The organism is Actinoplanes missouriensis 431, from assembly GCF_000284295.1.
GTDB lineage: Bacteria > Actinomycetota > Actinomycetes > Mycobacteriales > Micromonosporaceae > Actinoplanes > Actinoplanes missouriensis.
Map to the genome: position 1 here is coordinate 105,449 of NC_017093.1, position 25,180 is coordinate 130,628.

Consider the following 25,180-nt stretch of genomic DNA (forward strand, 5'->3'; position numbering starts at 1 on the left):
CGGTACGTCGTCGCCCGATGCTGCCACATCGTCGCTGACCGTGAGGTGCTGTCGCGTGATATGGCCTCCGACCGATACCGTAAATGGATCTAGAGGAGGGCAGTGTGACCGTACCCATATATCCCACCCCAAACCCGGCACCCGCCGCGCGTCCATCGCGCCCGGGCGTCGTCACCACGTCGTCATACCTGCTCTATGGCGTGGCGTTCCTGCAGGTGCTGAACGCGATCGCGGCGCTGCTCACCATCGGCGCGGTCCAGGACGCCTACCGGGACGCGTACGCGGGGTCCGATCTCGCCAGCGAGGGCGAGACCATCGCGGCCGTCGTGATCGTGATCCTCGCCCTGATGTACGCGGTGCTCGCCGCCGGGCTCGCCACCCTGTCCTACTTCAACAGCCGCGGTGCGAACGGCTCCCGGATCACGACCTGGGTGTTCGCCGGCATCGGCCTGTGCTGCAACGCGCTCGGCCTGACGAACGCGGCCGGCGGGGCGGTCAACTCCAGCGAGGGCGCGGGCCTGCCCAGCGACGCCCAGGTCGACGCCGCGGTCGCGGACTCGATGCCCGGCTGGTACGAGCCCGTCCTCTGGACCCTCACCGTGCTCACCGTGCTCGCGCTGATCGCGGTGATCATCCTGCTGGCGCTGCCGGCGGCGAACGCCTTCTTCCGCAAGCCGGGAACCGGGTATCCCGGGTACGGGGGTTACGCGGGATATCCGCAGCCCGGTGGGTTGCCGCCCGGTGGGTTCCCGCCCGGTGGGGGTTACCCGCCGGCCGGTGGTCAGCCGCAAGGTTTCCCGCCGCCGGGTGGGTATCCGGCGCCCGGTGGTTACCCGCCGGGACAGCCGACCTACGGGCAGCCGTATCCGGGGACGCCGGGTAGCGGGGCGCCCGGGGGCGCGGAAGGTGGGTATCCGGGGTCGTCGGCGCCGAGTTCGCCGGGGCCGTATGGGCCGCCTTCCTCCTCCTACGGGCCGCCGCCGTCCTATGGGCCGCCTGCCGGCTCGCCCTCCTACGGTCCGCCGCCTGGGCAGTCGCCCTATGGGCCGCCGCCTGGGCAGCCCTCCTACGGTCCGCCGCCTGGGCAGCCGCCCTACGGTCCGCCGCCCTACGGTCCGCCGCCTGGGCAGCCGTCCGGGCCGCCTGCTGGTCCGCCTTTTTACGGTCCGCCGTCCGGGCCTCCGGCGTTCCCGGGTCAGCCCGGAGCCGGCCAGCCGCCGCATCCGGGGCAGCCGGGCGAGGCGAGCCACTTCGGAACGCCGGAACAGTACGGTCAGCCGGGTCAGCCGGCGCCGGGGCTTCCGCCGTATCCGGGGCAGGCCGGAACCGACGCACCCGGCACCCCACCGACGAGCGCACCTCCCGCGCCGTTCACCCCGGCGCCTCCCGCGCCGTTCACTCCAGCGGCTCCGCCCGCGAGCCTGCCGCCGAGCGACCCGTGGGCCGCACCGCCCCCGTTCCCGGCCGGCGGCCGGCCGGAAAGCGACCCCACCGGCGAGCCGGGCACCGACCCCACCGCCGCGCGGAACGCCGACCCTGCCGTCCGGCAGAACGCCGACCACACCGGCGCGCAGAACGCCGACTCCACCGGTACGGGGAACGCCGACTCCCCCGGCACGGGGAACGCCGACCGCACCGGGTCGCAGGATGCCGACCGCACTCGCCAGCTGGGCGACGGCTCGATGGGCGGGTCCGACCGTGACCGGCCGGAGAGTGAGCAGCCGCCGCGGCCACCTGCCTGAGCCGCCCACCCGGCCCACCTGAGATCTGACCCGGACCGGCCCGCCGACATCGGCGGGCCGGTCTTCCATCGGTGGCCCTCGCCGCACTCGGCACCGGGAAGCCAGCCCTCGGACGGCCGCTGCGTGTTCCGTGCGGGGTGGGCGGTCCGGCCACGTGTGCGCGCTGCAGCGGGTAGGTTTTGGCCAGCCGATCCACTGCGGGAGATCATCGATGTCGTATGCCGCCCAGCCGCCCGTTGCCGCGCCCCCGCAGAGCATGCCCGGCGCGCCACCGGGGCCCCGCCGGCCGGCCGCCGTGACGACCGCTGTCGCTCTGCTCTGGACCATGGCGGTCGCCGGGTTCGTCTATGCGGCGGGGATGGTGGCTGTCACGCCCGGAACCGTCGGCCGGTTCCGGGACGCCACGTCGGGCTCCGAGGTCGCGGAGAACTTCATCGCCGTGATCTGGCTGGACTCGGCGGTCGGCGCGGTGGTCGCCCTCCTGATCGTGGCGCTCTTCGTGGTGCTCGGTCTCGGCCTGCGCCGGGGCAGCCGGGTGGCCTGGGGCGTGACGCTCACCGCCTGTGCGCTCGGCGTGCTCGGCGGGTGCGGGTCGGTGGCGGCGATCGGCACCCAGCAGTCCGGTGACGCGTTGACGGGTTCGCTCGGCGAGGCGTTGAACGAGGCCTATCCCGCGGGCTGGATCGGTCTGAACGCCGCCGTGGCGGTCGCGCAGGTGATCGCGTACCTGATGGTGGGTTTTCTTCTGCTCCTTGCTCCGCGTGCCTTTTTCAACGGCGGCGGCGCTGCCGCGGTGCCCCCGCCGGGTGGGATGCCGCCGGCCGGTTTCGGGTACGCGATGCTACCCGTATACCCGCCGAGTGAGTCGCCCGTCACAACTTCTCCGTGGGCCGCGCCACAATCGGCGGATCAATACTCCCCTTCGGATCAATCTCCGTCCGATGCGGATCAGAACGTGGTTCACCCTGCGGCGCAGAAGCCGGCGCCCCGTCCGGAAGACGAGTTCTGGTCACGACCTTCCGAGTGAACTCGCCGGTAACAAACGCAATCCGGTCGGGTATCGACGACTGTGGGTCACTCGAACGGGTACAGACGGTTTCTGCGAGCGTCACCCGATCGGCTGTCCGGATAGATGTTGGTCGTCCGGACGGTGGGTGTTTTCGCCTGGACGGACAAACGTGATTTCCGGCTCTCACAGGAGTCTCACAGCCCATCCACCAGGTGATCCTGAGGTGCGTAGAGGTACCGTGGCGACGTTACCTGCTTTGAGCTGCATCTATGGTCGGGGGAAAGGCTGACGTCCCATGGGCGATTGGTAAACCTTCTTTACAGAGGCTGGCAATGCCCTGGGTCAATAGTTCCGTTCCGCCCCGGCGGGGCGAAAGATTCCGGTTTTAGTCCAGCCAGTACGCTCGATGTCATGGAAGCACGGCACGACCTGGGTAAATTCATCACTGAATTAGCCGTCGCGCAGCGTGGCGTCGTGCTTTCATCGGGTCGTGAGCTGTTGGGTTCGGAGAGTGGCGTCCAAAAGATCGCGCAGTGCCGCGTGATGGTCTCGATGCGTTCTGTTGCGGGTCATCGTCCGAGATCGGTGAGCCGAAACAATCGACGAATTGACAATGTGGGCCGCCTCACTCCGGAGACGGGGATCGAGAGCTCGACACGGATCGGTCGCGACCAGATGGCGGCTGAGGCGTTGCAGGAGGCAGAGACCGAAGTCGGTGTCGCAGGTTTTGGACGAGCGGATGCGGGAGCGGTGCGGTTTGCCGGCTCTCTCGGCCGGTCGGCCGTCCCGGCGATCGATCTCGGCCTTACGGCCTGAAAGTTAGCCGGTTCGTCCCTGCACACATGCAGGAGAATCGATGCAGTTGGTGGAAGGATGGAGATCGTGGGAACTGCGTTGGCGGAAATGACTATGCCTCAGATCTCGCCGCTTGCTGGCGAGCCGATTGAACGCGCTGACGCCGAGCGCCTGGCGGGAGTGCTGAAGGCGCTCGCCGACCCGGCCCGGCTGCGGCTGCTGAGCCTCATTCAGTCCGCGACTGATGGCGAAGCGTGCGTCTGCGACCTGACGGCCCCTCTGGGCCTCTCGCAGCCGACCGTGAGCCACCACCTCCGGATTCTGACGGAGGCTGGTCTGCTGGAGCGCGAGAAGCGCGGTGTCTGGGCGTACTACCGCCTGGTGCCGACGGCGATCGCGACGATTGCGGACCTGCTCACCCCGCCGCGCAAGCGGGCCACCAAGAAGGCCCGCTGATCCGTTGGGAAACGCCTGGCGTCACTGAAACATGGGGGCGTGACGCCAGGCCGAGGTTCAGGAGGAACGGGTGAACTACGTTCCCGGCGACCTGCGTGACCAGCTCGCACACGTGGGTTACGACGTGGTGCAGGCGGGCCTTGTGTGCGGGTCGGGCGGCAACCTGTCCGCCCGCATCCCCGATGAGGACGCCCTCTGGGTCACCGCGAGTGGCTCCTGGCTCGACCGTCTGAGCCGCAACACCTTCGCGCCGGTCCGCATCTCCGACGGCGAGCCGGCCATGGTCGGCACCACGCCGCCGCCGAGGATCGAGCCGACGAGCGAGCTGGCTCTGCATCTCGCTCTCTACCGTGCCCGCCCGGACGTCAACGCGGTGATCCACCTGCACCCGCAGACGGCCCTGCTGCTGGACGCCCTCGGCGAGCACATCCGGATCGTCACCACCGACCACGCGTTCTACCTGCGGCGGGTGTCGACGGTTCCGTTCCGGCTGCCGGGCAGCACCGAGCTGGCGTCGCTGACCGCGGCGATGGCGGCTGACGGCACCGACTGCCTGGTGCTCAGCCAGCACGGCTGCGTCGTGATGGGCGACTCCGTCGAACTGGCGCACAAACGGGCTCGCAACCTGGAGGAAGCGGCCTCTCTGACCTACCGGGCCCTGACGGCGGGCCGGCTGGAGAACCTCCGGGACTGTCCGGAAGAGTTCCTGGACCGGCTGCACGGCTCCACCGCCGTCACGGTCTGAGAAACGCGAAACGGCCCGGCACCCCTCGCGGTGTGCCGGGCCGTTTGTCGTGGACCGGATCAGCGTGGCCAGTTCTGGTTCTGCTGCCCATAGGGGTCCTCGCCGGAGGCGGGCGTGCCGTAGACCGCTCCCGAGGACGGCGGCGGGTACTGCTGGCCGCCGTACTGCCCGGTGGGCTCGTCGTAACGGTCCTGCTCGCCGTACTGCGGCTGGCCGTAGCTCTGGGAGTGGCCGTAGCTCTGGGGCTGACCGTGCGTGGCCTGACCGTGCGAGGGCTGACCGTGCGTCTGGGGCTGACCGTAGGCCGGGGACTCACCGTAAGTCTGCGGCTGGCCGTAGGTCTGGCCGCCGTAGGGCTGCTGCTGGTGGTGCGGGTGGATCTCCTCGTGGGCGGCGTCCGCGGCGCCGGCGACGGTGGCCACGGCGACCACGCCGAACGCCTCGGCCGGGCCGGGGCCGTCGGCGGGAGCGTTCTTCTTGTGCTTCCGCTCGCGGAGGATCTCGATCAGGATCGGCAGCACCGAGATCAGGACGATCAGCACGACCACCGGCAGGATGTAGTGGTCGATCTTGTCACCGATGGCGTCGTAGATCTGCTGGGCCAGCAGGTAACCGATCAGGATGATGCCGTCGGTCCAGAGGATCGCGCCGACCACGTTCCACACGAAGAACTGGCGGGCGGGCATGCCGAGGGTGCCGGCGACCGGGTTGAGGAACGTCCGGACGACCGGGATGAACCGGGCGAGCACCACGGCCTTGGCCGGGCCGAACTTCTCGAAGTAGTACTCCGCCTTCTCGACGTACTCCTTCTTGAAGAGTTTCGAGTCGGGCTTGTCGAACATCCGACGGCCGTATCGGGCGCCCAGCCAGTGCCCCAGCTGGGCGCCGATGATGGCGCAGATCGGCGCGCCGATCAGCAGCCCGGCGATCGGCAGCTTCGCGCCGCTGCCGAAGATCGAATCTGCCACCGAGGAGGCCGCGACGCCCGCCAGGAACAGCAGGGAGTCCCCCGGGAAGAAGAAGCCGACCAGCAGGCCGGTCTCCGCGAAGAGGATGGCCAGAACGCCGGGCAGCCCGAAGGTCGACAGCAGATCCTTCGGGTCCATCGGGTTCAGAGCAAGCTGCTCGGTGAGCGCATGGATGTCCACGAGGAGCCAGGGTACCGGCCTGCTCAAGCCGGTACCTGTATGAATCCTGTGGATACCGTTTGCTCGTCAGAAAGTCACCCGGTGGTCACAACCGCGGGTCGACCGGCTCGGACTCGGCCGCCAGGATGGCGAACACGAGTTCGTGCACACGCCATGCCGGCGCGCCCTCGGCCAGTCGATCCAACGCGGCCAGACCGAGGCCGTGCTCCCGCAGCGCGAGCGCCCGTTTGCGGCCCAGGTTCCGCCCGCGCAGCCGCTCCAGCTGTTCCGGGCGGGTGTACTCGGGACCGTAAATGATCCGCAGGTACTCCCGGCCGCGGCACTTCACGCCCGGCTGCACGAGCCGGCCCGACGCGTCCGTCGCGCCCAGCCCCGCCCACGGTTTGACCACCATGCCCTCGCCACCCGCGGCGGTCAGCGAGAGCCACCAGTCGGTCGCGGCGGCCTCCGCCGCCGGGTCGTCCAGGTCGACGGTCATCCGCCGGGTGGGTGTGAACAGCTCCGGGTCTGCCGCGACCAGGCGGTCCGCCAGCGCCAGGTGCCAGTCATGGTCCTTCCCCCGGTACGCCTGACCGGCGCCCGCCAGCACGGCGAACGGCGCGAGAGTGACACCGGTGAGGCCGTCCGTGGGTTTCACGTAGGACCGGTACGCCGCCGAGTAACCATCGATCTCCGTCGCGCGCAGTTCGAGCCGGTCCCGCAGCGCCGCCACGTCCAGCCCTCGGGCCGCGGTCCGGTCGAGCACGGCCAGCGCCGCGGGCAGGGCGGACCGTCCGGCCGCGCCCACACCGGCGTAGTGGTCCCGGATCAGCGAGCCGGCCTTCGCCGACCACGGCAGCAGCTCGGCGTCGAGCAGCAGCCAGTCGGTCTCCAGCTCGGCGAAGAGCGGCGCCGCCGCGGCGCGGACCCGGGCGAGAAGAGGCTCGTCCAGCTCCGGACCGAAGAACGGCCGTCCGGTACGCGTCCAGATGGCGTCCCCGGCGCCGGCGGCCGAGACCCGCACCACGGCCCGCGAGCCCATGTGCTTCTCCTCGCAGACCACCCGGCTCACCCCGGCGGCCCGCAGATCGGCGAAGGCCGACGACGGGTGCTCGAGGTATCCGTCCACGGTCGAGCTGGAGCAGGGCGCCATCGTCGGCGGCAGCCACACCAGGGTCTCCGGGTCGACGGCGAACCGGCCCATCACCTCCAGGGCGGCTGCGGCGTTCTCGGCGGGGACGGTGGTTCGCCCGTACCCGTAATCGATGTGACGACGGCCCGTCACGTCCGCGATGTCCAGACCACCATCGGGTTTTGTCGCGACAGCGACCAGGGGGCGCACCGGCGCGTAGTACTCCTTCGCGGCGGGGACCGCGACCAGCTCGCGCGACGGCCAGCGCAGCGCGGTCAGCGAGCCGCCGAAGACGCAGCCGGTGTCCAGGCAGATCGTGTTGTTGATCCACTCGGGCACGGGCGTCGGCACGTGACCGTAGACGACGGCGGCCGAGCCACGGTATTCCTTCGCCCAGGGGTAACGGACCGGCAGGCCGTACTCGTCGGTCTCGCCGGTGGTCTCGCCGTAGAGCGCGAAGCTGCGCACCCGGCCGGACGCCCGCCCGTGGTACGCCTCCTTCAGGCCGGCGTGCGCGACCACGAGCTTGCCGTCGTCGAGCACGTAGTGGCTGACCAGGCCCTCGATGAAGGCTTTCACCTCGGCGACGAACTCGTCCGGCTCGGCGGCGAGCTGCTCCAGCGTCTCCGGCAGGCCGTGGGTGAGCTGCACGTTGCGGCCGTTGAGCTTGCGGGCCAGTTTCTGCTCGTGGTTTCCCGGCACGCAGATCGCATGACCGGCCGCGACCATGCCCATCACCAGGCGCAGCACGCCCGGGGAGTCCGGCCCGCGGTCGACCAGGTCGCCGACGAAGACGGCCTTGCGACCCGGCTCGGGGTGCACGGCGTCCACCGGGCGGCCCTGGTCGTCGCGGATCACGGTCCAGCCCAGCTTGCCGAGCAGCAGCTCCAGTTCGGCGCGGCAGCCGTGCACGTCGCCGACGATGTCGAACGGCCCGTGCTCGTCACGGCGGTCGTTGAAGAGCTTCTCGTACCGGATCTCGGTGTCGGCGATCTCGTCGACGCCGCGCAGCACGTGGATCTTGCGGAAGCCCTCGCGGCTCAGCTGGTTGAGTGAGCGTCGCAGGTCACGGTGCATCCGGGTGAGCACCTGGCGGCCGAACGTGCGGTCCGCGCGGGCCTGCGTGCGCTCCCAGGCCAGGGACTCCGGCACGTCCAGCACGATCGCCACCGGCAGCACGTCGTGCTCCCGGGCGACCTTGACCAGCCCGGCCCGGGCATGCGACTGCAGGTTGGTGGCGTCGACGACGGTGAGCCGGCCGGCCGCGAGACGCTTGCCGGCCACGTAGTGCAGCACCTCGAAGGCGTCCGCGGACGCCGACTGGTCGTTCTCGTCGTCGGCGACCAGGCCGCGGAAGAAGTCCGAGGAGAGCACCTGGGTGGATTTCCAGTGCTTGCGGGCGAACGTCGACTTGCCGGAACCGGAGATGCCGACCAGTGCGACGAGGGCGAGGTCGGGAACGTCGATGATCATGCGGACACCTCGGTGCTGGTGAAGTCGGTGCTGGTGATTTCGGTCTTCGTGGCGTCGGTCTTCGTGGCGTCGGTCTTCGTGACTTCGGCCTTCGTGAAGAGGGCGAGCTGGGTCGGTGCGCCGGTGACCTCGTGGTCGTCGCCGACGCCGCGGATGGTCACCGTGTAGCCGTGCTCGGCGGCGACCCGGCCGGCCCAGTCGGCGAACTCGGCACGGGTCCACTCGAAGCGGTGGTCCGAGTGGCGCATCCCGGTCAGCCCTTCGTAGTGCACGTTGTACTCGGCGTTCGGCGTGGTCACGATCACCGCTTCGGGCCGCGCGTGCCCGAAGACGGCGGTCTCCAGGGCCGGCAGCCGGGGGAGGTCGACATGTTCGATCACCTCCATCAGTACCGCCGCGTCGAAGCCGCGCAGCCGGTCGTCGCGGTAGGTGAGCGCGGTCTGGATCAGCTTGACCCGGCCCTGCTGCCGCTCCGGGAGCCGGTCCAGCCGCAGCCGCCGGGCCGCCTGCTCCAGCGCCCGGCTGGACACGTCCGCACCGACGATCTCGGTGATCGAGCGCTGCTTCATCAGCGCGGTGAGCAGCGCGCCTCCGCCGCACCCGAGGTCGAGCACCCGGGTGGCGGCCACCTCGGTCAGCGCGGCGAGGACGGCGTCGCGCCGGTGCTCGGCGAGCGGCGCCCGGCGCGGCACCGGCAGCTCGGCCTCCTCCTCGATGGCCGGCTCCTCGCCCGCGTCGAGCAGCTGCAGCGCGGTGGTCGCCAGGGACTTGCGGTGCGCCAGGTATCGGCGGGCGATCAGCACCTTCTCCGGGTGGCCGGCGAGCCAGCCCTCGCCGGATCGCAGCAGTTTCTCGATCTCGTCCGGGGCGACCCAGTAGTGCTTGCCGTCGTCGAGCACCGGCAGCAGTACGTACAGGTGGTTGAGGGCGTCGGCGAGCCGGAGCTCACCGGAGAGATGCAGGTCGACGTATCGGCTGTCGCCACTGGGCTGCCCCGCCGGGGAAGACCGAAACAAAACCGCACCAATCTCCGGCTCGAACGGGATCGGGTTGGCCGTCACCGTCCAGCCGAGCGGGGCGAAAAGGCGGGTCACCAGGTCGGTGGTGCCGCGCAGCACCGGCACGTGGATCTCGAGCGGGATCGGCGTGGCGGCCAGCTCCGGCCGGTCCTTCGACGCGCCGCGCAGGGCGCTGCGGAACACCTTGGCGAGGGCGCTGGCCAACAGGCTGGAGGCCGCGTACGGCCGATCGTTGACGTACTGACTCAGCTCGAAGGCGTCCCGCTGGGCCCGCAGCAGCCGGGGGTCGACGTCCAGCAGCAGCGCCGCGGTGCACCTGTCCTCGGTCGCCTCGGGGTACATGACATACGCCGTACCGGTGGGCACGTCGAAGGAATGAACCTTCTCGAGGGGCTTGACCAGCAGGTATCCGAGGTCGGTCGCGGGCCGGTGAGTGGTCGTCAGGGTGAGCAGCACCCGTTGATCGTCTCAGTGGCCGTCCACCCGGTCGAACGAAAATCGCCGCCGGAGCTCAGCGGTAGTCGTCGTCGAACGCCACGGTCCGGCCCTGCTCCTGAGCGTCCCACTCGTTGGCGTCGGCGACCACCGGGATGTCCTCCCACTCGTCGTCCTGCCAGCTCGGGACGGCGGCCACCGCCTGCTCCGCCGCGTCCACCTCAGGGGTCTCCAGGTCGAGGTGCTCGATCGGGTGCGTCATGGCCGGCTCCCTTCGCTCGTCGCCGCCTCGTGGCGAGGCGGCGCCCCGCCCCGTCTCCTATGGTGCGGCTTCCCCGGTGAAGATGCCGCGCAAACCGGCACGTGTCGCCGGATCCTCGCGCTTCAGCCGACCGGGCCGGAGCGACGGCGGGACATGAAGCGGACGATCGTGCCCACGCCGAGCAGGAGCAAACCGCCGGTCAGCAGGCCGCCCGGCCCGGTGATCGGCAGGTCGTCGCCGCCCGCGACGTCGATCGTGATCGACGCCGTGTCGTTGTCGCTCTCCCCGCTGTCGGAAAGCTCCTGGACCTGCACCGAGCCCTTCTTGCCGGGTTTCTTCTCCACCTGGACGACGAAGTCGTAGACCTCGCGGCCGCTCGGTTCGAGTGACTCCACCGTCGCGCAGGCGAACCGGTTCGTGTCCTTGCCGTAGCAGACGGCCTCGCCGCTGCCGTCCACGTACGTGTGCGGCGGCAGCTGAACGTCGAAGATCACGTGGTTGTTCTCGAAGAGATCCGGATAGAGACGCCCGGGTCCGTTGTTGACCATGCCGACCTGAATGTCCGTCGCGCTCCCGGCCGCCGCCGTGACCTTGTCGCCGACCGCGGCGAAGTCAGCGATCGCCCCGCCGGCGACCGCCACGGTCACCGCGGCGGTGTTGTTGGTGTAGTCCAGGTCGACCTGCGGCGTGCCGGCCGCCGAGGCGACCTGGGTCAGGGCCAGCTCGCCGCCGTCGCCGGGCTGCCGGTCGCCGAAGATCTCGTCGAGCAGCTCGTCCGGCCAGGACGCGACGAGGTCGTCCCACTCGGTCGACGAGGTCCAGGAGAACTCGCTCTCCAGCTTGCTGCCGTCGATCGCGTCGTCGGGTATGCCGAGCCCGAACGGTTCGGCGAGTTCGTAGGTCGTACCCGGTTGAAGGGTGGTGTCGAAGGTGCAGATGACCGCGTTGCCGTATTCGCAGTTGCTGTACCTCGTGCCGGTCAGCACGTCCGGGCTCACGCCGAGGAACATGCTGATCCCGTCGGCCACGGTGCTGCCGGCGTTGCTGATCCGCCCGGTCAGCTCGGCGGTCTCGCCGGGAGTCGACTCGACCGCGTCGCCCTCCAGCGCTTCGAGGTTGATGCCCTCGCCGACGCGTACCGGGGACTCGCTCGTGCTCTCCGCGCCGTCGCCGACCGACGCGGTGACCTTGATGACGCCGGCGTCGCCGGCTTCGGCGTCCGCCTGCGGCTTGACCCCGAAGTAGCCGAGGCCGAACAGCGGCGCGGTGCCCTGCAGGTAGACCTGGACGCTGCACACGAACGTGGATCCGCTGGCCGTGCAGCCCTCGTCGGACGGCGCCGCGCTGGACGTGACGCTCACCGGGTCACCCGCGGTGGACAGGCTGCCGAGCCCGACGCTCTGAACCGCCTCGGTCAGCTCGACCTCGGCGAACGACGCGATCCCGGAGTAGTCGACGGTGTAGTCGACGACCTGGACGCCGGACGTGTCGCCCATGTCGACCGCCGCCCAGAGCAGCGCCTCCTGTCCCTCTCCGCCCGGTGCGAGGGTGAGTTGCTGGAAGCGGGGGGCGATGGTGGCCCCGGTCGCGGCGGCGATGGCCGGAAACGGACAGCAACCGACGGCGAGCAGGACCGCGGACGCAGTGGTCGCGATCCGCCCGGCAAATGCGGACATGACATGAAGGTTATTCGTCGCTTATCCCGGATATGCCGGAATAGCGGTCCGAGTTTCGGGGCGATTTCCGCTACGCACCGCAACTGCGGAATACTGCCTGCTGGAGGACAGCGCGGTCCTGCCCTCTGCTTCCCGTTCCAAGAGCAAGGAGCGCCCGATGCCTATCGCTTCCCCCGAGGTCTACGCCGAGATGATCGATCGTGCCAAGGCTGGCGCGTTCGCATACCCGGCGATCAACGTGACGTCCTCGCAGACCCTCAACGCGGCCCTGCAGGGCTTCGCGGAGGCCGGCAGCGACGGCATCGTCCAGATCTCCACCGGTGGCGCGGAGTACGCCTCCGGCCCGACGATCAAGAACATGATCACGGGCGCGGTCGCGCTGGCCGAGTACGCCACCGAGGTCGCCAAGAACTACCCGATCAACATCGCGCTGCACACCGACCACTGCCCCAAGGACAAGCTGGACAAGTACGTCCGTCCGCTGATCGCGATCTCCCAGGAGCGCGTCAACAAGGGCCTGGCCCCGCTGTTCCAGTCGCACATGTGGGACGGCTCGGCCGTGCCGCTGGACGAGAACCTGCAGATCGCCGAGGAGCTGCTCGCCGCGTCCGCCGCTGCGAAGATCATCCTCGAGATCGAGGTCGGCGTCGTCGGTGGCGAGGAGGACGGCGTCTCCGCCGCGATCGACGACAAGCTGTACTCCACCGTCGAGGACGGCCTGGCCACCGCCGCCGCGCTCGGCCTGGGTGAGAAGGGCCGCTACCTGACGGCTCTGACCTTCGGCAACGTGCACGGCGTCTACAAGCCGGGCAACGTCAAGCTCCGCCCGGAGATCCTCAAGGAGATCCAGGACGCGATCGGCGCGAAGTACGGCAAGGAGAAGCCGCTCGACCTGGTCTTCCACGGTGGCTCGGGCTCGCTGCTCTCCGAGATCCACGGCGCGCTGGACTACGGCGTGGTGAAGATGAACATCGACACCGACACGCAGTACGCGTTCACCCGCCCGGTCGTCGACCACATCATGCACAACTACGACGGTGTGCTGAAGGTGGACGGCGAGGTCGGCAACAAGAAGGCGTACGACCCGCGCGCCTGGGGCAAGCTGGCCGAGAACGGTCTGGCCAAGCGCGTCGTCGAGGCCTGCGAGCACCTCCGCTCGAGCGGAACCACTCTCGCGAAGTAATTCGATCCGGCAGCGGCCGGTCCCCGTACGCGGGGACCGGCCGCTGTTGTCTTGCGTGGTTACACAGCGACATGGGTACGATCAGACGTTCAAGATCGGCGGGACGGTGATCGTGCTCGGCATCGAAGGCTGGAAACCCGAATGGCATCACGATGCCGAAGCCCTCGCCGCCACTCATCGACACATGTTTGTGCGGCTCATCGGGCGCAAACTGCGATCAAGCTGGCTCATGTGGGACGTGGCCCAGCGCGGCTGGTTCGCGGACGGCCCGGTGATCCTGGACTTCGGCCTCAGTCATGTGGAGATCACGCACCGTAAGTTCGACGAGTGCGCGATCACCTGGGATCAGATCGACATGGCCCGGTCGATCGACTGGTATGAACACTTCGACTGGCGCTCCGACCCGCACGCCGCGCTGCGCAAGGCCCGCGGCCGCCCGCTCCGAGCCGTCAACATCATCGAGCGGACGACGTCGGCGGACTGGCGGCCCCGGGTCCTGCATGCCGTCGAGTTCCTGTTCGACGGGGCGCGGCTGGCGGTCTACAACGCGATGGACGAGAACGGTCTCACCGACGTGCCGGAGGCCGACCTGCCGGCCGTGCATTGGCGCCGCGTGCACGTCGCCTGAATCGCCCCGTCCGCCGGCCCGGCCGCGCCCCAAGGCCGCACCAGCGCGCCCTCAGCGGCCAGGCTTCAGTCGCCGCCGCCACCCCCACCGCCGCTGTCGCCGCCTCCACCGCCGGAGTCGGAGGAGCCCCAGCCGCCGCCGGAATCCGAGGAGTCCCACCAGCCGCCGGAGTCCGACGAGCCGCCGCTCGAGTGCGACGACCCGCCGCTCCGTGACCGGGTGTGCCGCGCCGGACCGTAATCGCGCCCGCGCCGCGCGGCCCGGAAGATCAGCACCGACGCGGTGATCACGATGCCGGCGACGACGAGCGCCACGAGGGCGATGAAGACGACCACGAAGCTCACCATGTCCGCAGTGTGCGGCATGCCCGCCAGGTCACCCGCCCAGCGCCGCCGCGGCCTCGTCCAGCGAGTCGGTGACAACGATCAGGCCGGACTGGTCGCCGTGCGGCGAACGGGCCAGCAGCGGCCGCAGCAGCTCCACCACCGGCAGCGCGGACCAGTGCTCGACGCCGAGGAACACGTACGCCCCGGACGGCCCGTCAGTGGCGTAGAACGTCTTCGTCGCGGCCTGGAAGATCTCCTGGACGGTGCCGGCCCAGCCCGGTGCGAAGACGATGCCGCCGCGGGCCAGGCGCAGGATCGAGTCTTCCCGTACGGCGTTGGAGAAGTACTTCCCGATCTGCCCGGCGAACAGATTGGCCGGCTCGTGACCGTAGAGCCAGGTGGGCAGGGCCAGCCCGCCGTGCTGGAGGCGGCCGGCCAGATCGAGTGCGGGCAGCGGGTACGCCGCGCGCACCGCCAGCGCCGCAGCCGTGTACGGGTCGTGGTCGAGGAAGTGCGGCGCCGCGGAGAGCGTGTCGATCGCGGCGGCGAGTTCCGATCCGGTACGGGACGCGAAGTACGCGCCGAGGTTGGCCGCCTCCATCACGCCCGGCCCGCCACCGGTCACGATCAGCCGCCCGTCGCCGGCCAGCCGCTGTGCCAGGGAGGCTGCCATCCGGTACGCGTCGGACCCGCGCGGCGCCGCGTGCCCGCCCATGATGCCGATGGCGCCGCGGTGACCGTGCACCGCCGCCCAAGCCGCCAGCGCCTTGCCCAGCGCGTTGTCGATGCCGGCGTCGTGGAGCCGCTGCGCGAGCGCCTCCCGGATGTCCGGCACCGCGCCGCCGTGCCGGCCGAAGTGGTCCCAGACGAGCGTGTCGTACATCCCGGCGAAGCCGGACTCGGTGAAGCCGGCGGAGAGGTCCTCGGGCGTGTAGAGGACGGCCGGGTGGGTCGGGTAGGGCAGGCCGTCGAGCGGCGGCACCACGTGTGCGCCCCGGCGGATCAGGTCGGTCTCGACGTCGGGTCCGGAGAACTCGCAGCCGACGAAGAGCGTGTCGTGGACGTCGACGCCGGACAGGTCCGGCGGGTCGCGGTCCAGTCGCAGGCCGAGGACGACCAGGCCGGCGAGGCTGCGCTTGGGGAGGAGGGCGTCGAGTTCGGCGCGGGACTCGACCTCGAACTCGGTCGCGTCGAACGGTTCGTCGCCACCCAGGACGGGTTGGAGGGGATCGGGCATGTCGTCCATCTTCCGCGATTCCCACCACATTGACGGACTACCTAGAGTTGTCCCATGCGTGCTGCGTCGGGATCGCTCTTCGGGTTGGCCTACGGGGATTCACTCGGCAAGCCGACCGAGTTCCAGAAGTACGCGGACATCGTGGCGAGGTACGGCCCGGCCGGCCCACGGCAGCTCGAGGGCGAACCGGCGCTCGTCACCGACGACACCCAGATGGCGCTGGCGGTCGGTGAGGCGCTGCTCGAGGTGCGTGGTGCGCTCACACCGGCGACGTTCGAGCCGGTCCTGCGCCGCCGGTTCCTGGAGTGGGCGGCCAGCCCGGAGAACGACCGCGCCCCCGGCATGACCTGCCTGCGGGCGTGCGCGGCGCTCGCCGACGGGCGGCCCTGGACGAAGGCGACCCAGGCCGATTCCAAGGGCTGCGGCGCGAACATGCGGGTCACCCCGATCGGCCTGGTCCCGGGGCTGAGCGACGCGCAGCGGTCCGGCGCCGCCCAGCTTCAGGCAGCACTCACGCACGGTCACCCGACCGGCCTCGCGGCGAGTGAGCTCACCGCGTACGCCTGCTTGTGGTTGAAAGACGGCCTGGCGCCCAACCGGCTGCTCGCCGCCCTGCGGGAGCGCTGCGAGGAGCAGCGTGAGATCTATCACGGGGACTGGCTCGGCGAGCTGTGGCAGCGACCGACGGTGACCTCTCCGGAGGAGTTCATCGCCCGCGGGTGGGACGAGTGCGCGGCCGCGCTGGACCGGGTGGAGGCCGCGCTGGCGAGCGGCGTGCACGACGGCGACCCGTGCCTCGTGACAGGCGCAGGATGGATCGCCGAGGAGGCGCTGGCGACCGCGCTCTACGTCTATCTGATCTCCCCGGACGACCCGGTCGCGGTCCTCGGCCGCGGTGCGGCCTCGTCCGGCGACTCCGACTCGATCGCCTGCCTGGCGGGCGCGTTCGCCGGTGCCTCGCTCGGCCTGGGCGCCTGGCCGGCCGAGTGGCAGACCCAGATCGAGTACGCGGACAGACTGTTCCGCCTCGGCAAAGCGTGGGATTGATCAGCGATTCATCTCCGAATCGCCTGTCGTAGCGGAATTAACCCCCGCGGGACGGGTTGAATGAGGTCATGCAGAACCTCCTTCCCGAGCCTCCGGCCACGCTCCTGCCCGCCGACGCGGAGGCCGACCAGGCCATCGCCGCCGCCGCTGCGGCAGGCACCGCCGAGGCGCACAAGGCGGTCGCCGCCAAGTACCCCGCTTACAGCGCCGCCTGGGCGCCGCTGGCCTCCGAGGCGCTGGACAAGGGCGACCCGGTGACCGCGTACGCCTTCGCCCGCACCGGTTACCACCGCGGCCTGGATGCCCTGCGCCGCAACGGCTGGAAGGGTCACGGCCCGGTGCCGTGGGCGCACGAGGCGAACCAGGGTTTCCTCCGCTGCCTGCACGCTCTCTCGCTGGCCGCCGCCGCGATCGGCGAGGCCGACGAGGCGGCCCGCTGCGCCCAGTTCCTCCGGGACAGCGACCCCGCCGCCGCCGACGCCCTCACCTGATCGTCACAGGCCCTCGGCGACGGCCGCGGCGATCTTGAGCCAGGCGTCCCGGGTGTTCGTGGAGAGCGCGCTGTAGCGCAACGGCTCACCCGAGTCGATCAACTTCTCGTACGGCGCCAGCAGCACCGAGCGGGTTCGCGCCGCGAAGTGCTGCTGGATCGCCGGAAGGTCGATGTCCTTGCGGGTCGGCGGCATGGTCACCACGGTCACCGCCTGGCGGACCAGGCGCCGCCGGCCGCTCTGCTCCAGATGGTCGAGCATCCGGGCGGCGGTCTCGGCCGAGTCGTTGCGGGCCGACATGGTGATCACCAGCTGATCGGTGGCGTCCATCGCTGCCTGCCAGTTCTCCGCCCGGACGTTGTTCCCGGTGTCCACGAAGATCAGCTTGTAGAACCGGCTCACCACGTCTCGGATCTCGGCGAACGCCCCGGCGGTCAGCATCTCCCCGGCGGTCGCCGACTCGTCCGAGGCGAGCACGTCGAACATCCCCTCGCCCTGCGAGCGGACGTACTGCGAAAGGTCGCCGACCCGGCCCTGCGCGCCCTGGAAGAGGTGCAGGTCGCGCATCATGTCGCGGACCGTGCGGGAGTGGAAGTCCTGCTGCGCGCGCATCCCGAGGGTGCCCTGGGTCTCGTTGTTGTCCCAGGCCAGCACGTAACCGCCGCGCTTCTGGCCGAACGTCATGGCGAGCAGCAGCACCGCGACCGTCTTGCCGGCGCCGCCCTTCGGATTGACCACGGTCACCTGCCGCAGGCCGCCGAAGTTGCGCCGGACCGTCTCGACGTCCTGTTTGTACTCCAGCTCGCGCTTGCCCGGTGGCAGCTTGACCAGGCCGAGCGTGCCTTTCTGGAGCAGCGCCCGCGCGCCCATCGAGGCGGTCTGCCGGGCCGGCCGGGCGAGCCGGCGACGGGCGAACTCGTCGGCCGTCGGGGTCTCGCCGTCGCCGTCACCCAGCTCCGGGAACGGGTCCTCCACTCCGGACGGCTCGCCGGTCGGCACCGCCGGGACCGGCCGCTGCAACGGCTGGGACCACGGTGAGGCCGCTGCTGGGGGACGCTGGGCGGGCACGCCCGGCCGGGACACCCCGGGCTGCACCTCCTGCGCCGAGGGATCGGGCTCCCCGGTCCAGAACGGTTCGACGTCCCGGGCCTGAGGAGCCCTCTCGGTGAGCTCGTCCTCCACGGATGCGACCTCCCGTACAGACATTCGCCAATCTTCACTGAATGTCCGGTCAGCGTCGCACAGAGATCAGCCCGCGTACACCGCCCAGGCACCCGGTTCGGTCCACCAGGATCGCTTGCGACTGGTCGATCCCGCCACCCCGTCATCGAGAAACTGCAGGTCACCCTCGCGAGGAAGGACCGAGACGGCCCGTCCGCGAGCGCGACGAACCTCGATGCGTACGGACGTGCCCTTGAATCGTTTCTTCACCACGATGGGCACGGCGACCGCCACCTCGACCCGGCCGTCGGTGGGGTCGCCGTCGGTCAGCAGGCGGAAGCCGTCGAACTCGGCGTAACCACCCGCGTTGCCAACCGCGCAGGCCAGCACCGGCTCCTCCCCGTTGGTGAGCAGGGCGTCGTCGACCTCGACCCGGCCACGCCACGGGACGGCCCGGCCGTTGTCGTCGGCGCCGCCGAGCAGCGCGCCGTCCAGCGTGACCGAGCCGCCGTCGTTGCGCAGCAGGTCGAGCCGGCGGACCGGGCCGGTCAGCACGGCGGCGGCGACCTCCTCCGGCGTACGCGGAAGACCCAGCTGCCCGGCGAGGTCGCCGGTGTTGCCCGGATCCAGCGGGAGGATGGCGAGCGGCGGCAGGTCCGGCACGGTCCGGGCCATGGACAGGTCGGCGGGACGCTTGCTGGGCGGCGGAGCGTACCGCCGGACCAGCCGGCGCACGACGGCGCGCAGCTGGCCGTCGGTGGCGCTCGCCACCACCAGCCGCAGCGTGGTGTCCGGATCCGGCCAGGTCAGGCCGTCCGGCCGGGCAGGGCCGTCGAAGCGGGCCAGGACCGCGTCGATCTCCTGATCAGAAGCGGCCATGACCGTCTCGACCTTGGCGCCCGCCCTGCGCAGGGCGTCGGCACAGGCCAACACCGGGGTACGCGGGGCGCAGACCGTGGCGGCCGCCGAACCGCCGCAGCTGTCACCGCACCCGCCGCACCCGTCGCCACCCGCGGCCTTCTCGACCAGGCTGAGGAGGATCACCTCGAGCATGTCAGGCCTCGAGGACCGAGTGCCGCTCGATGACCGCCTCGCGACCGGGGCCGACGCCGACGATCGAGATCCGCGCGCCGATCCGCTGCTCGACGAACTCGACGAAGCCCTGCGCCTCCTTGGGCAGCTCGTCGAAGGTGCGGCAGCCGGAGATGTCCTGTTTCCACCCGGGCAGCGTCTCGAGGATCGGCTTGGCGTGGTGGAAATCGGTCTGGTTGACGGGCATCTCGTCGTGCCGCACGCCGTTGACCTCGTAGGCCACGCAGACCGGGATCTCGTCCAGCCCGTCGTAGTTGTCCAACTTGGTCATCGCGAAGTCGGTCACGCCGTTGATCCGCTGGGCGTACCGGCCGATCACCAGGTCCAGCCAGCCGATCCGGCGGGGACGGCCGGTGGTCGTCCCGTACTCATGGCCGACCTTGCGCAGGTAGTCGCCGACCTCGTCGTGCAGCTCGGTCGGGAACGGGCCCTCGCCGACGCGGGTGGTGAAGGCCTTGAGCACGGCCACCACCCGGTCGATCCGGGTCGGCGGGATGCCGGAACCGGTGCAGGCGCCGCCGGCTGTCGCGTTCGAGCTGGTCACGAACGGGTATGTGCCGTGGTCGACGTCGAGCAGCGTGGCCTGACCGGCCTCGCAGAGCACGACCTTGCCGTCGTCGATCGCGTTCGACAGCTCCAGGGCGGTGTCCGCCACGTAGGGCCGGAGCCGGTCGACGTAGGACAGCAGCTCCTGGACCACGTCCTCGACCTTGACCGCGCTGCGGTTGTAGATCTTGGACAGCACCTGGTTCTTCAGGACCAGCGCCGCCTCGACCTTCTGCCGCAGGATCGACTCGTCGAAGAGGTCCTGGACCCGGATGCCGACCCGGTTCATCTTGTCGGCGTAGGTCGGGCCGATGCCCCGGCCGGTCGTGCCGATCCGCCGCGCGCCGAGGAACCGCTCGCTGACCTTGTCGAGCGACCGGTTGTAGGACGCGATGACGTGCGCGTTCGCGCTGATCCGCAGGCGCGACGTGTCGATGCCGCGGGCCTCCAGGCCGTCGATCTCCTGGAACAGCACGTTGAGGTCGACGACGACACCGTTGCCGATCACAGGTACGACGCCGGGGGAGAGAATTCCGCTCGGCAGGAGGTGGAGCGCGTACTTCTCGCCGTCGATGACGACGGTGTGGCCCGCGTTGTTGCCACCGTTGAACTTGACCACGTAGTCCAGCCGGTCGCCCAGCAGGTCCGTGGCTTTGCCCTTGCCCTCGTCGCCCCACTGGGCGCCGACCAACACGATCACCGGCACTTTGAGTGATGCCCTTCCTCAAGGTTGTACCTGGAGGAGACCCGGGTACTGCCGAAGTTTACGCGACGGTGACACCGGTAGGATGGGCCGTCGTGCGCGTACTTCTGATCGGCTCCGGTGGGCGCGAGCACGCGCTTGCCGTCGGGCTCGCCGCCGACCCGTCCGTCGACTTCCTGGCCGCCGCGCCGGGCAACCCGGGTATCGCCGGGATAGCCGAGCTGCACGAGGTGAACGCCACCGACCCCGCCGCCGTCGCCGCGCTCGCCGTCGAGCTGAGCGCCGACCTCGTCGTGGTCGGCCCGGAGGCCCCGCTGGTGGCGGGCGTCGCCGACGCGGTCCGGGCCAAGGGCATCGCGGTGTTCGGCCCGTCCGCCGCCGCCGCGCGCCTGGAGGGGTCCAAGGCGTTCGCGAACGAGGTGATGGCCGCCGCCGGTGTGCCGACCGCCCGGTCCTTCGCCGGTGACTCGCTTCCCGAGATCAAGAAGGCTCTGCTGGAGTTCGGCGCGCCCTACGTGGTGAAGAACGACGGCCTGGCCGCAGGCAAGGGTGTCGTGGTCACCTCCAGTCTCGATGACGCTCTCCGCCACGCCGAGGAGTGCGGCACGGTCGTCATCGAGGAGTTCCTGCCCGGCCCCGAGGTCTCGCTCTTCGTGGTCACCGACGGCACCGCCGTCGCGCCGCTGATGCCCGCGCAGGACTTCAAGCGACTGAAGGACGGCGACGAGGGCCCGAACACCGGCGGCATGGGCGCCTACGCGCCGCTGGACTGGGCACCGGCCGACCTGGTCGAGCGGGTCGTCCGGGAGACCGTCGAGCCGACCCTGGCCGAGATGCGCCGCCGGGGCGCCCCGTTCTCCGGCCTGCTCTACGTCGGGCTCGCGCTCACCCCGGCCGGCCCGAAGGTGATCGAGTTCAACGCCCGCTTCGGCGACCCGGAGACCCAGGTGGTGCTGGCCCTGCTGGACACGCCGCTCGCCGGTCTGCTCAACGCGGCGGCCACCGGCCGGCTGGCCGAGCACCCGCCGCTGGCGTGGAAGCCCGGCGCGGCGATCACCGTCGTGCTGGCCAGTCACAACTACCCGGGCACGCCGCGTACCGGTGACGTGATCGAGGGCGCCGAGGCACCCGGCGTCATCCACGCCGGCACCGCCCGCCGCGCCGACGGGGCGCTGGTCTCGGCGGGCGGCCGGGTGCTGAGCGTGACAGCCGCGGGCGAGGACCTGCGCGCGGCCCGCGAGGCGGCCTACGCCCTGGTCGATCGGGTACGCATGGAGGGCGCCCAGTACCGGAGCGACATCGCCCTGAAGGCGGTCGAGGGCCAGATCACCCCGTGACCGCCGGTTTGGACGTCTCGCACCCGTCCGGCTGACGGACCCGGCCAGATTCATTGCGTTTCTGGTTGACGGGATTAACCTGGTCAGTAGGAAGTTGCGGCTTCCGACCCAGCCTTAGGCCCCGCCGGAGCGCGGGGCCTTCGTGCGTTCCGGCGCGGGTTGCGGATACCAGCAGTGCTGGTGACTGATCTTCGGTGCGATGCGGTCCCAGAGAGCTGCGTTGGCGCGGGTGGCCCGGCTGTCGGACTCCGTATGGGTCTGGATCCGCCGGTAGAGGAAGACGACCAGGTCGATGGCCTGCACCAGCCGGGACGCCGACGACGGCGCGAAGTGCATCGTGTCAACGATGCGGGTGAGCCTCCGGCCGCGGTACCCGTGGGTGCCGTACCTCAGATAGCCGTGCAGGTCGGCTCGCGCGCGGACGGGCACGCCGGTCCACCACCCGCTGCCGTTGAACAGCTCATATCCATGAAGTTCGGCTTCCTCGGGAACACCGAAGCTTTTGACGGCCTTGATCACGGCTGCGTCGAGGGCGGCGGTGAGGGCCTGGGCGCCGGGGCCGTCGCAGAGCATCGCCGCCATGTAGTACCAGTCGGCGCTGTAGGACTCGTCGACGTAGGCCAGGAGCACAGCGGAAGGCTATCCCCGGGTGGCCGGGCTCGTCGTGGCCCTGACGGGTGATTCGGGCGCGGTGGGGTTCGGCCGGCGCTGGCGACGGAACCCCACTCGCGTACGAAGGTCAGGCCTTGGGGATGTCGAAGAGCTTGGCGATGCTGGCGGCCAGCGACAGGTCGCCCTTTGCCTTGATCTTGCCGGTCATGAACAGCATCATCGGGTTGCCGTCGCCGGAGACGGTCTTCAGGAACGTGACCGCGTCCATGGTCATGGCCAGCTTCGGCTCGCGGACCGGCTGGTTGGTGACGGTGCAGGCGCCGTTCTCGATCACGGTCTCGTAGGTGTCGCTCGCGCCGTTCGCGCCGCCCGTGATGATCCAGTGGATGACGGCCGAGGTGGTGCCGGCCCGGTCGGCGCGGAACAGGGTGGGCATCCGGTTGAAGACCTCGTCGAGGATCTTCGGGCGTACGTCGGACGACATCACCTCAGCGATCTTCGAGTCCGGAGTGGACTTGACGAGCTGGGAGAACTCCTTGGGGCCGATCGACGAGAGCGACTCGGGGCTGAAATCAGTCATCAGTGGACCTTTCGGGATGATCGTCTACCTACTCGCCAGTAACCTTAGCGAGGTTGCTCGGCCTTGTGCAGTGTGCCAGTCGAGAACCCGGCCTCGCCGGGTGCGGCGCAGCCAGGGGTGACCGCCGGGGCGGCCGTGAAAGAATCGGCGTCGTGACCATCCCGAACGTGCTTGCCGCCCGTTATGCTTCCGCCGACCTCGTCGCGCTCTGGTCCCCGGAGGAGAAGATCCGGATGGAGCGGCGGCTCTGGCTCGCCGTCCTGAAGGCCCAGCGCGACCTCGGCGTCTCGGTGCCCGAGGGCGCCGTCGAGGCGTACGAGGCGGTGCTGGACCGGGTCGACCTGGCCTCCATCGCCGAGCGCGAGCGGGTCACCCGGCACGACGTGAAGGCCCGCATCGAGGAGTTCAGCGAGCTGGCCGGCTTCGAGCAGATTCACAAGGGGATGACCTCCCGCGACCTCACCGAGAACGTCGAACAGCTGCAGATCCGGGCGTCGCTCGAGCTGATCCGCGACCGGGTGGTCGCGACGCTGGCCCGGCTCGCCGCCCTCGCGGTGGAGCACTCCGACCTGGTGATGACCGGCCGGTCGCACAACGTGGCGGCGCAGGCCACCACGCTCGGCAAGCGGTTCGCCTCGGCGGCCGAGGAGCTGCTCATCGCGTACGAGCGTGTGGACGACCTGATCGGCCGGTACCCGCTGCGCGGCATCAAGGGCCCGGTCGGCACCGCGGCCGACCAGCTGGACCTGCTCGACGGCGCGGCGGAGAAACTCGCCGAGCTGGAGTCGCGGGTCGCCGGCCACCTCGGCTTCGCCCGGGTGCTCGCAAGCGTCGGCCAGGTCTACCCGCGCTCGCTCGACTTCGACGTGGTCTCGGCGCTCGCCCAGATCGTCGCCGGCCCGTCGTCGCTGGCCACCACGATCCGCCTGATGGTCGGCCAGGAGCTGGTGACCGAGGGCTTCAAGCCCGGCCAGGTCGGCTCCTCGGCGATGCCGCACAAGATGAACACCCGGTCGTCGGAGCGGGTCAACGGGCTCGCGGTGATCGTCCGCGGTTACCTGTCGATGGTCGGCGAGCTCGCCGGTGACCAGTGGAACGAGGGTGACGTCTCCTGTTCGGTGGTGCGCCGGGTCGCGCTGCCGGACGCGTTCTTCGCCACCGACGGGCTGTTCCAGACGTTCCTCACGGTGCTCGACGAGTTCGGGGCGTACCCCGCGGTGATCGCTCGTGAGCTGGACCGGTTCCTGCCGTTCCTGGCCACCACGAAGATCCTGGTCGCGGCGGTGCGCAAGGGCGTCGGCCGGGAGGTCGCGCACGAGGTGATCAAGGAGCACGCGGTCGCCGTGGCGCTGGCCATGCGGGAGAAGGGCGTGGCGGTCAACGACCTCTTCGACCGGCTCGCCGACGACGGCCGGCTGCAGCTCTCGCGTGCCGAGATCGACACCCTGGTGGCGGACCGGGCGGCCTTCGTGGGCGCGGCGCCGGCCCAGGTGCAGGCGGTCGCGGCGCGGGTGGCCGAGATCGTGGCGAAGAACCCGTCGGCCGCCGGGTACGCCCCCGCCCCGATTCTCTAGACACATGGTGATGGCGCCCGGCGAGGCCGGGCGCCATCCAAGGCGCCGAGGATGCGGCACCTTTCGCGTGGGTCTAGACGCCGGCGACAGACGTGATCCACGCGCGGTTGTAGGCCACCGATCCGTAGTACTGGCGGCTCGTGCCGTCAGCCGTCGACGCCACGCCGACCTGGGCGCCGTTGTACACCTGGGGGCCACCGGAGTCGCCGCGCCAGGCGTTTCCGTTGATCCGGGTGCTGCCGATCGCCCGTCCGCCGTACGCGTCGGTCTGGTTCGTCGAAGTGACCTGGACCGTGGCGGTCTTCAGGACCGTGGAGGCGGAACAGCCGGAGTAGCAGGTCATGCCCCAGCCGTAGATCGAGTTGGTCGAGCCGACCGGCGGGTAGGCGCTGGAGAGCGGCATGTAGGTGGTGCTGACCGACTGGCTCAGCCGCATCAGCGCGAGGTCGTAGCGGGTCGAGGTGGCCGCGACGGTACGGGTGACCCCGCCACTTGTCCGATTCACGCTCCCGACCCGGACCGACATCGTGCCGCTGATGCAGTGCCGCGCGGTGAGCACGTAGTTCGCCGAGATGATCGTCCCGGAGCAGGTGAAGCTGCCGTTGCTCAGCACGGCGGCGGCCCACGGCGCGGAGGAGACCGTGCCCCCGCCGATGATGTACGGGGTGATGTCGTCGTCCGCGTGTGCAGCGGCCGGCGTGACAAGCGCGGCGGCGAGGCCCGTTACGGCGGCCAGGAGTCGAATGCGCACGTCGAGATTCCTTTCTGGGGATCGGGTCGACGGAGGCGCGC

At 70.4% G+C, this 25,180-nt stretch carries 23 protein-coding genes and 1 pseudogene; 11 read left to right on the top strand and 13 right to left on the bottom strand.

The window, feature by feature from the left end; genetic code table 11:
- Nucleotides 1–104 precede the first annotated feature (104 nt).
- The 5 genes from AMIS_RS40155 to AMIS_RS00485 all read left to right on the top strand — a co-directional run bounded on the left by AMIS_RS40155 (nt 105) and on the right by AMIS_RS00485 (nt 4,747).
- On the top strand, nt 105–1,742 hold the full coding sequence (locus AMIS_RS40155; RefSeq protein ID WP_157434698.1) for a hypothetical protein: 1,638 nt from the start codon (nt 105–107) through the stop codon (nt 1,740–1,742).
- 211 nt (nt 1,743–1,953) lie between these two features.
- The gene (locus tag AMIS_RS40160) at nt 1,954–2,769 is read left to right on the top strand and encodes a hypothetical protein (protein WP_014440214.1); all 816 of its coding nucleotides are present in this window, start codon (nt 1,954–1,956) and stop codon (nt 2,767–2,769) included.
- 393 nt (nt 2,770–3,162) lie between these two features.
- Nucleotides 3,163–3,567 (top strand): hypothetical protein, encoded by a 405-nt coding sequence (locus AMIS_RS42200; protein WP_157434699.1) that lies wholly within the window; start codon nt 3,163–3,165, stop codon nt 3,565–3,567.
- Nucleotides 3,568–3,624: 57 nt separating this feature from the next.
- A complete protein-coding gene (locus AMIS_RS00480) occupies nt 3,625–4,002 on the top strand; it encodes an ArsR/SmtB family transcription factor (protein ID WP_014440216.1) in 378 nt (125 codons plus the stop codon).
- A 70-nt stretch (nt 4,003–4,072) separates the two neighbouring features.
- Nucleotides 4,073–4,747: a class II aldolase/adducin family protein gene (locus AMIS_RS00485; protein WP_014440217.1), complete on the top strand. Its 675-nt coding sequence runs from the start codon at nt 4,073–4,075 to the stop codon at nt 4,745–4,747.
- A gap of 59 nt (nt 4,748–4,806) precedes the next feature.
- On the opposite strand, the gene AMIS_RS00490 is transcribed toward AMIS_RS00485, so the two are convergent.
- The 5 genes from AMIS_RS00490 to AMIS_RS00510 form a co-directional block, all read right to left on the bottom strand.
- Nucleotides 4,807–5,895, bottom strand: coding sequence for a DedA family protein (locus tag AMIS_RS00490; RefSeq protein WP_014440218.1), 1,089 nt, complete (start codon nt 5,893–5,895; stop codon nt 4,807–4,809).
- Nucleotides 5,896–5,980: 85 nt separating this feature from the next.
- A complete protein-coding gene (locus AMIS_RS00495; protein ID WP_014440219.1) occupies nt 5,981–8,479 on the bottom strand; it encodes a polynucleotide kinase-phosphatase in 2,499 nt (832 codons plus the stop codon).
- On the bottom strand, nt 8,476–9,954 hold the full coding sequence (locus AMIS_RS00500) for a 3' terminal RNA ribose 2'-O-methyltransferase Hen1 (protein ID WP_014440220.1): 1,479 nt from the start codon (nt 9,952–9,954) through the stop codon (nt 8,476–8,478). The genes AMIS_RS00495 and AMIS_RS00500 overlap by 4 nt, the downstream gene beginning before the upstream one ends.
- A gap of 55 nt (nt 9,955–10,009) precedes the next feature.
- A complete protein-coding gene (locus tag AMIS_RS00505; protein ID WP_014440221.1) occupies nt 10,010–10,195 on the bottom strand; it encodes a hypothetical protein in 186 nt (61 codons plus the stop codon).
- Between the two features lie 122 nt (nt 10,196–10,317).
- Nucleotides 10,318–11,871, bottom strand: a complete 1,554-nt coding sequence (locus tag AMIS_RS00510) for a COG1361 family protein (RefSeq protein WP_014440222.1) — start codon at nt 11,869–11,871, stop codon at nt 10,318–10,320.
- Between the two features lie 157 nt (nt 11,872–12,028).
- On the opposite strand from AMIS_RS00510, the gene fbaA reads away from it, so the two are divergent.
- Both fbaA and AMIS_RS00520 read left to right on the top strand, forming a co-directional pair.
- Nucleotides 12,029–13,054, top strand: a complete 1,026-nt coding sequence (gene fbaA / locus AMIS_RS00515) for a class II fructose-bisphosphate aldolase (protein ID WP_014440223.1) — start codon at nt 12,029–12,031, stop codon at nt 13,052–13,054.
- Nucleotides 13,055–13,238: 184 nt separating this feature from the next.
- Nucleotides 13,239–13,682, top strand: a complete 444-nt coding sequence (locus tag AMIS_RS00520) for a hypothetical protein (protein ID WP_231859195.1) — start codon at nt 13,239–13,241, stop codon at nt 13,680–13,682.
- A 65-nt stretch (nt 13,683–13,747) separates the two neighbouring features.
- Here AMIS_RS00520 and AMIS_RS00525 read toward each other — a convergent pair whose 3' ends face one another.
- Nucleotides 13,748–14,029 carry a hypothetical protein gene (locus AMIS_RS00525; protein WP_041830379.1) on the bottom strand — a complete coding sequence of 94 codons (282 nt, stop codon included), beginning with the start codon at nt 14,027–14,029 and terminating at the stop codon, nt 13,748–13,750.
- A 28-nt stretch (nt 14,030–14,057) separates the two neighbouring features.
- Nucleotides 14,058–15,245: an LOG family protein gene (locus AMIS_RS00530; RefSeq protein ID WP_041830380.1), complete on the bottom strand. Its 1,188-nt coding sequence runs from the start codon at nt 15,243–15,245 to the stop codon at nt 14,058–14,060.
- Between the two features lie 54 nt (nt 15,246–15,299).
- Between AMIS_RS00530 and AMIS_RS00535 the strand changes: the two genes are divergently transcribed.
- A complete protein-coding gene (locus tag AMIS_RS00535; protein WP_014440227.1) occupies nt 15,300–16,292 on the top strand; it encodes an ADP-ribosylglycohydrolase family protein in 993 nt (330 codons plus the stop codon).
- Between the two features lie 68 nt (nt 16,293–16,360).
- On the top strand, nt 16,361–16,783 hold the full coding sequence (locus tag AMIS_RS00540; RefSeq protein WP_014440228.1) for a DUF3151 domain-containing protein: 423 nt from the start codon (nt 16,361–16,363) through the stop codon (nt 16,781–16,783).
- A gap of 3 nt (nt 16,784–16,786) precedes the next feature.
- Here the strand turns inward: AMIS_RS00540 and AMIS_RS00545 are convergent.
- From AMIS_RS00545 to AMIS_RS00555, 3 genes and pseudogenes are all read right to left on the bottom strand, one after another.
- Nucleotides 16,787–17,965: pseudogene (locus AMIS_RS00545) on the bottom strand (MinD/ParA family ATP-binding protein); the annotation flags it as partial.
- Nucleotides 17,966–18,031: 66 nt separating this feature from the next.
- The gene (locus tag AMIS_RS00550; RefSeq protein ID WP_014440230.1) at nt 18,032–18,997 is read right to left on the bottom strand and encodes a diacylglycerol kinase family protein; all 966 of its coding nucleotides are present in this window, start codon (nt 18,995–18,997) and stop codon (nt 18,032–18,034) included.
- A 1-nt stretch (nt 18,998) separates the two neighbouring features.
- The gene (locus AMIS_RS00555) at nt 18,999–20,288 is read right to left on the bottom strand and encodes an adenylosuccinate synthase (RefSeq protein ID WP_014440231.1); all 1,290 of its coding nucleotides are present in this window, start codon (nt 20,286–20,288) and stop codon (nt 18,999–19,001) included.
- Nucleotides 20,289–20,380: 92 nt separating this feature from the next.
- Here AMIS_RS00555 and purD point away from each other — a divergent pair, with 92 nt between their 5' ends.
- Nucleotides 20,381–21,622, top strand: a complete 1,242-nt coding sequence (gene purD / locus AMIS_RS00560) for a phosphoribosylamine--glycine ligase (protein ID WP_014440232.1) — start codon at nt 20,381–20,383, stop codon at nt 21,620–21,622.
- Nucleotides 21,623–21,736: 114 nt separating this feature from the next.
- Here the strand turns inward: purD and AMIS_RS00565 are convergent, their stop codons facing one another.
- Nucleotides 21,737–22,252, bottom strand: a complete 516-nt coding sequence (locus AMIS_RS00565; protein WP_014440233.1) for a DUF3800 domain-containing protein — start codon at nt 22,250–22,252, stop codon at nt 21,737–21,739.
- Between the two features lie 109 nt (nt 22,253–22,361).
- Nucleotides 22,362–22,814, bottom strand: a complete 453-nt coding sequence (locus AMIS_RS00570) for an SCP2 sterol-binding domain-containing protein (RefSeq protein ID WP_014440234.1) — start codon at nt 22,812–22,814, stop codon at nt 22,362–22,364.
- Nucleotides 22,815–22,966: 152 nt separating this feature from the next.
- Between AMIS_RS00570 and purB the strand changes: the two genes are divergently transcribed.
- Nucleotides 22,967–24,388 carry an adenylosuccinate lyase gene (gene purB, locus AMIS_RS00575; RefSeq protein WP_014440235.1) on the top strand — a complete coding sequence of 474 codons (1,422 nt, stop codon included), beginning with the start codon at nt 22,967–22,969 and terminating at the stop codon, nt 24,386–24,388.
- Nucleotides 24,389–24,461: 73 nt separating this feature from the next.
- Here purB and AMIS_RS00580 read toward each other — a convergent pair whose 3' ends face one another.
- A complete protein-coding gene (locus tag AMIS_RS00580) occupies nt 24,462–25,139 on the bottom strand; it encodes a S1 family peptidase (protein WP_014440236.1) in 678 nt (225 codons plus the stop codon).
- Nucleotides 25,140–25,180 lie beyond the last annotated feature (41 nt).

Excerpts from the sequence above, each read along its gene's own strand:
- AMIS_RS40160 (WP_014440214.1), top strand. The coding sequence starts at position 1,954 with ATGTCGTATGCCGCCCAGCCGCCCGTTGCCGCGCCCCCGCAGAGCATG.
- AMIS_RS42200 (WP_157434699.1), top strand. The coding sequence starts at position 3,163 with ATGGAAGCACGGCACGACCTGGGTAAATTCATCACTGAATTAGCCGTC.
- AMIS_RS00480 (WP_014440216.1), top strand. The coding sequence starts at position 3,625 with ATGGAGATCGTGGGAACTGCGTTGGCGGAAATGACTATGCCTCAGATC.
- AMIS_RS00495 (WP_014440219.1), bottom strand. The coding sequence starts at position 8,479 with ATGATCATCGACGTTCCCGACCTCGCCCTCGTCGCACTGGTCGGCATC.
- AMIS_RS00505 (WP_014440221.1), bottom strand. The coding sequence starts at position 10,195 with ATGACGCACCCGATCGAGCACCTCGACCTGGAGACCCCTGAGGTGGAC.
- AMIS_RS00510 (WP_014440222.1), bottom strand. The coding sequence starts at position 11,871 with ATGTCCGCATTTGCCGGGCGGATCGCGACCACTGCGTCCGCGGTCCTG.
- fbaA (WP_014440223.1), top strand. The coding sequence starts at position 12,029 with ATGCCTATCGCTTCCCCCGAGGTCTACGCCGAGATGATCGATCGTGCC.
- AMIS_RS00520 (WP_231859195.1), top strand. The coding sequence starts at position 13,239 with ATGTTTGTGCGGCTCATCGGGCGCAAACTGCGATCAAGCTGGCTCATG.
- AMIS_RS00525 (WP_041830379.1), bottom strand. The coding sequence starts at position 14,029 with ATGGTGAGCTTCGTGGTCGTCTTCATCGCCCTCGTGGCGCTCGTCGTC.
- AMIS_RS00530 (WP_041830380.1), bottom strand. The coding sequence starts at position 15,245 with ATGCCCGATCCCCTCCAACCCGTCCTGGGTGGCGACGAACCGTTCGAC.
- AMIS_RS00535 (WP_014440227.1), top strand. The coding sequence starts at position 15,300 with ATGCGTGCTGCGTCGGGATCGCTCTTCGGGTTGGCCTACGGGGATTCA.
- AMIS_RS00540 (WP_014440228.1), top strand. The coding sequence starts at position 16,361 with ATGCAGAACCTCCTTCCCGAGCCTCCGGCCACGCTCCTGCCCGCCGAC.
- AMIS_RS00550 (WP_014440230.1), bottom strand. The coding sequence starts at position 18,997 with ATGCTCGAGGTGATCCTCCTCAGCCTGGTCGAGAAGGCCGCGGGTGGC.
- AMIS_RS00570 (WP_014440234.1), bottom strand. The coding sequence starts at position 22,814 with ATGACTGATTTCAGCCCCGAGTCGCTCTCGTCGATCGGCCCCAAGGAG.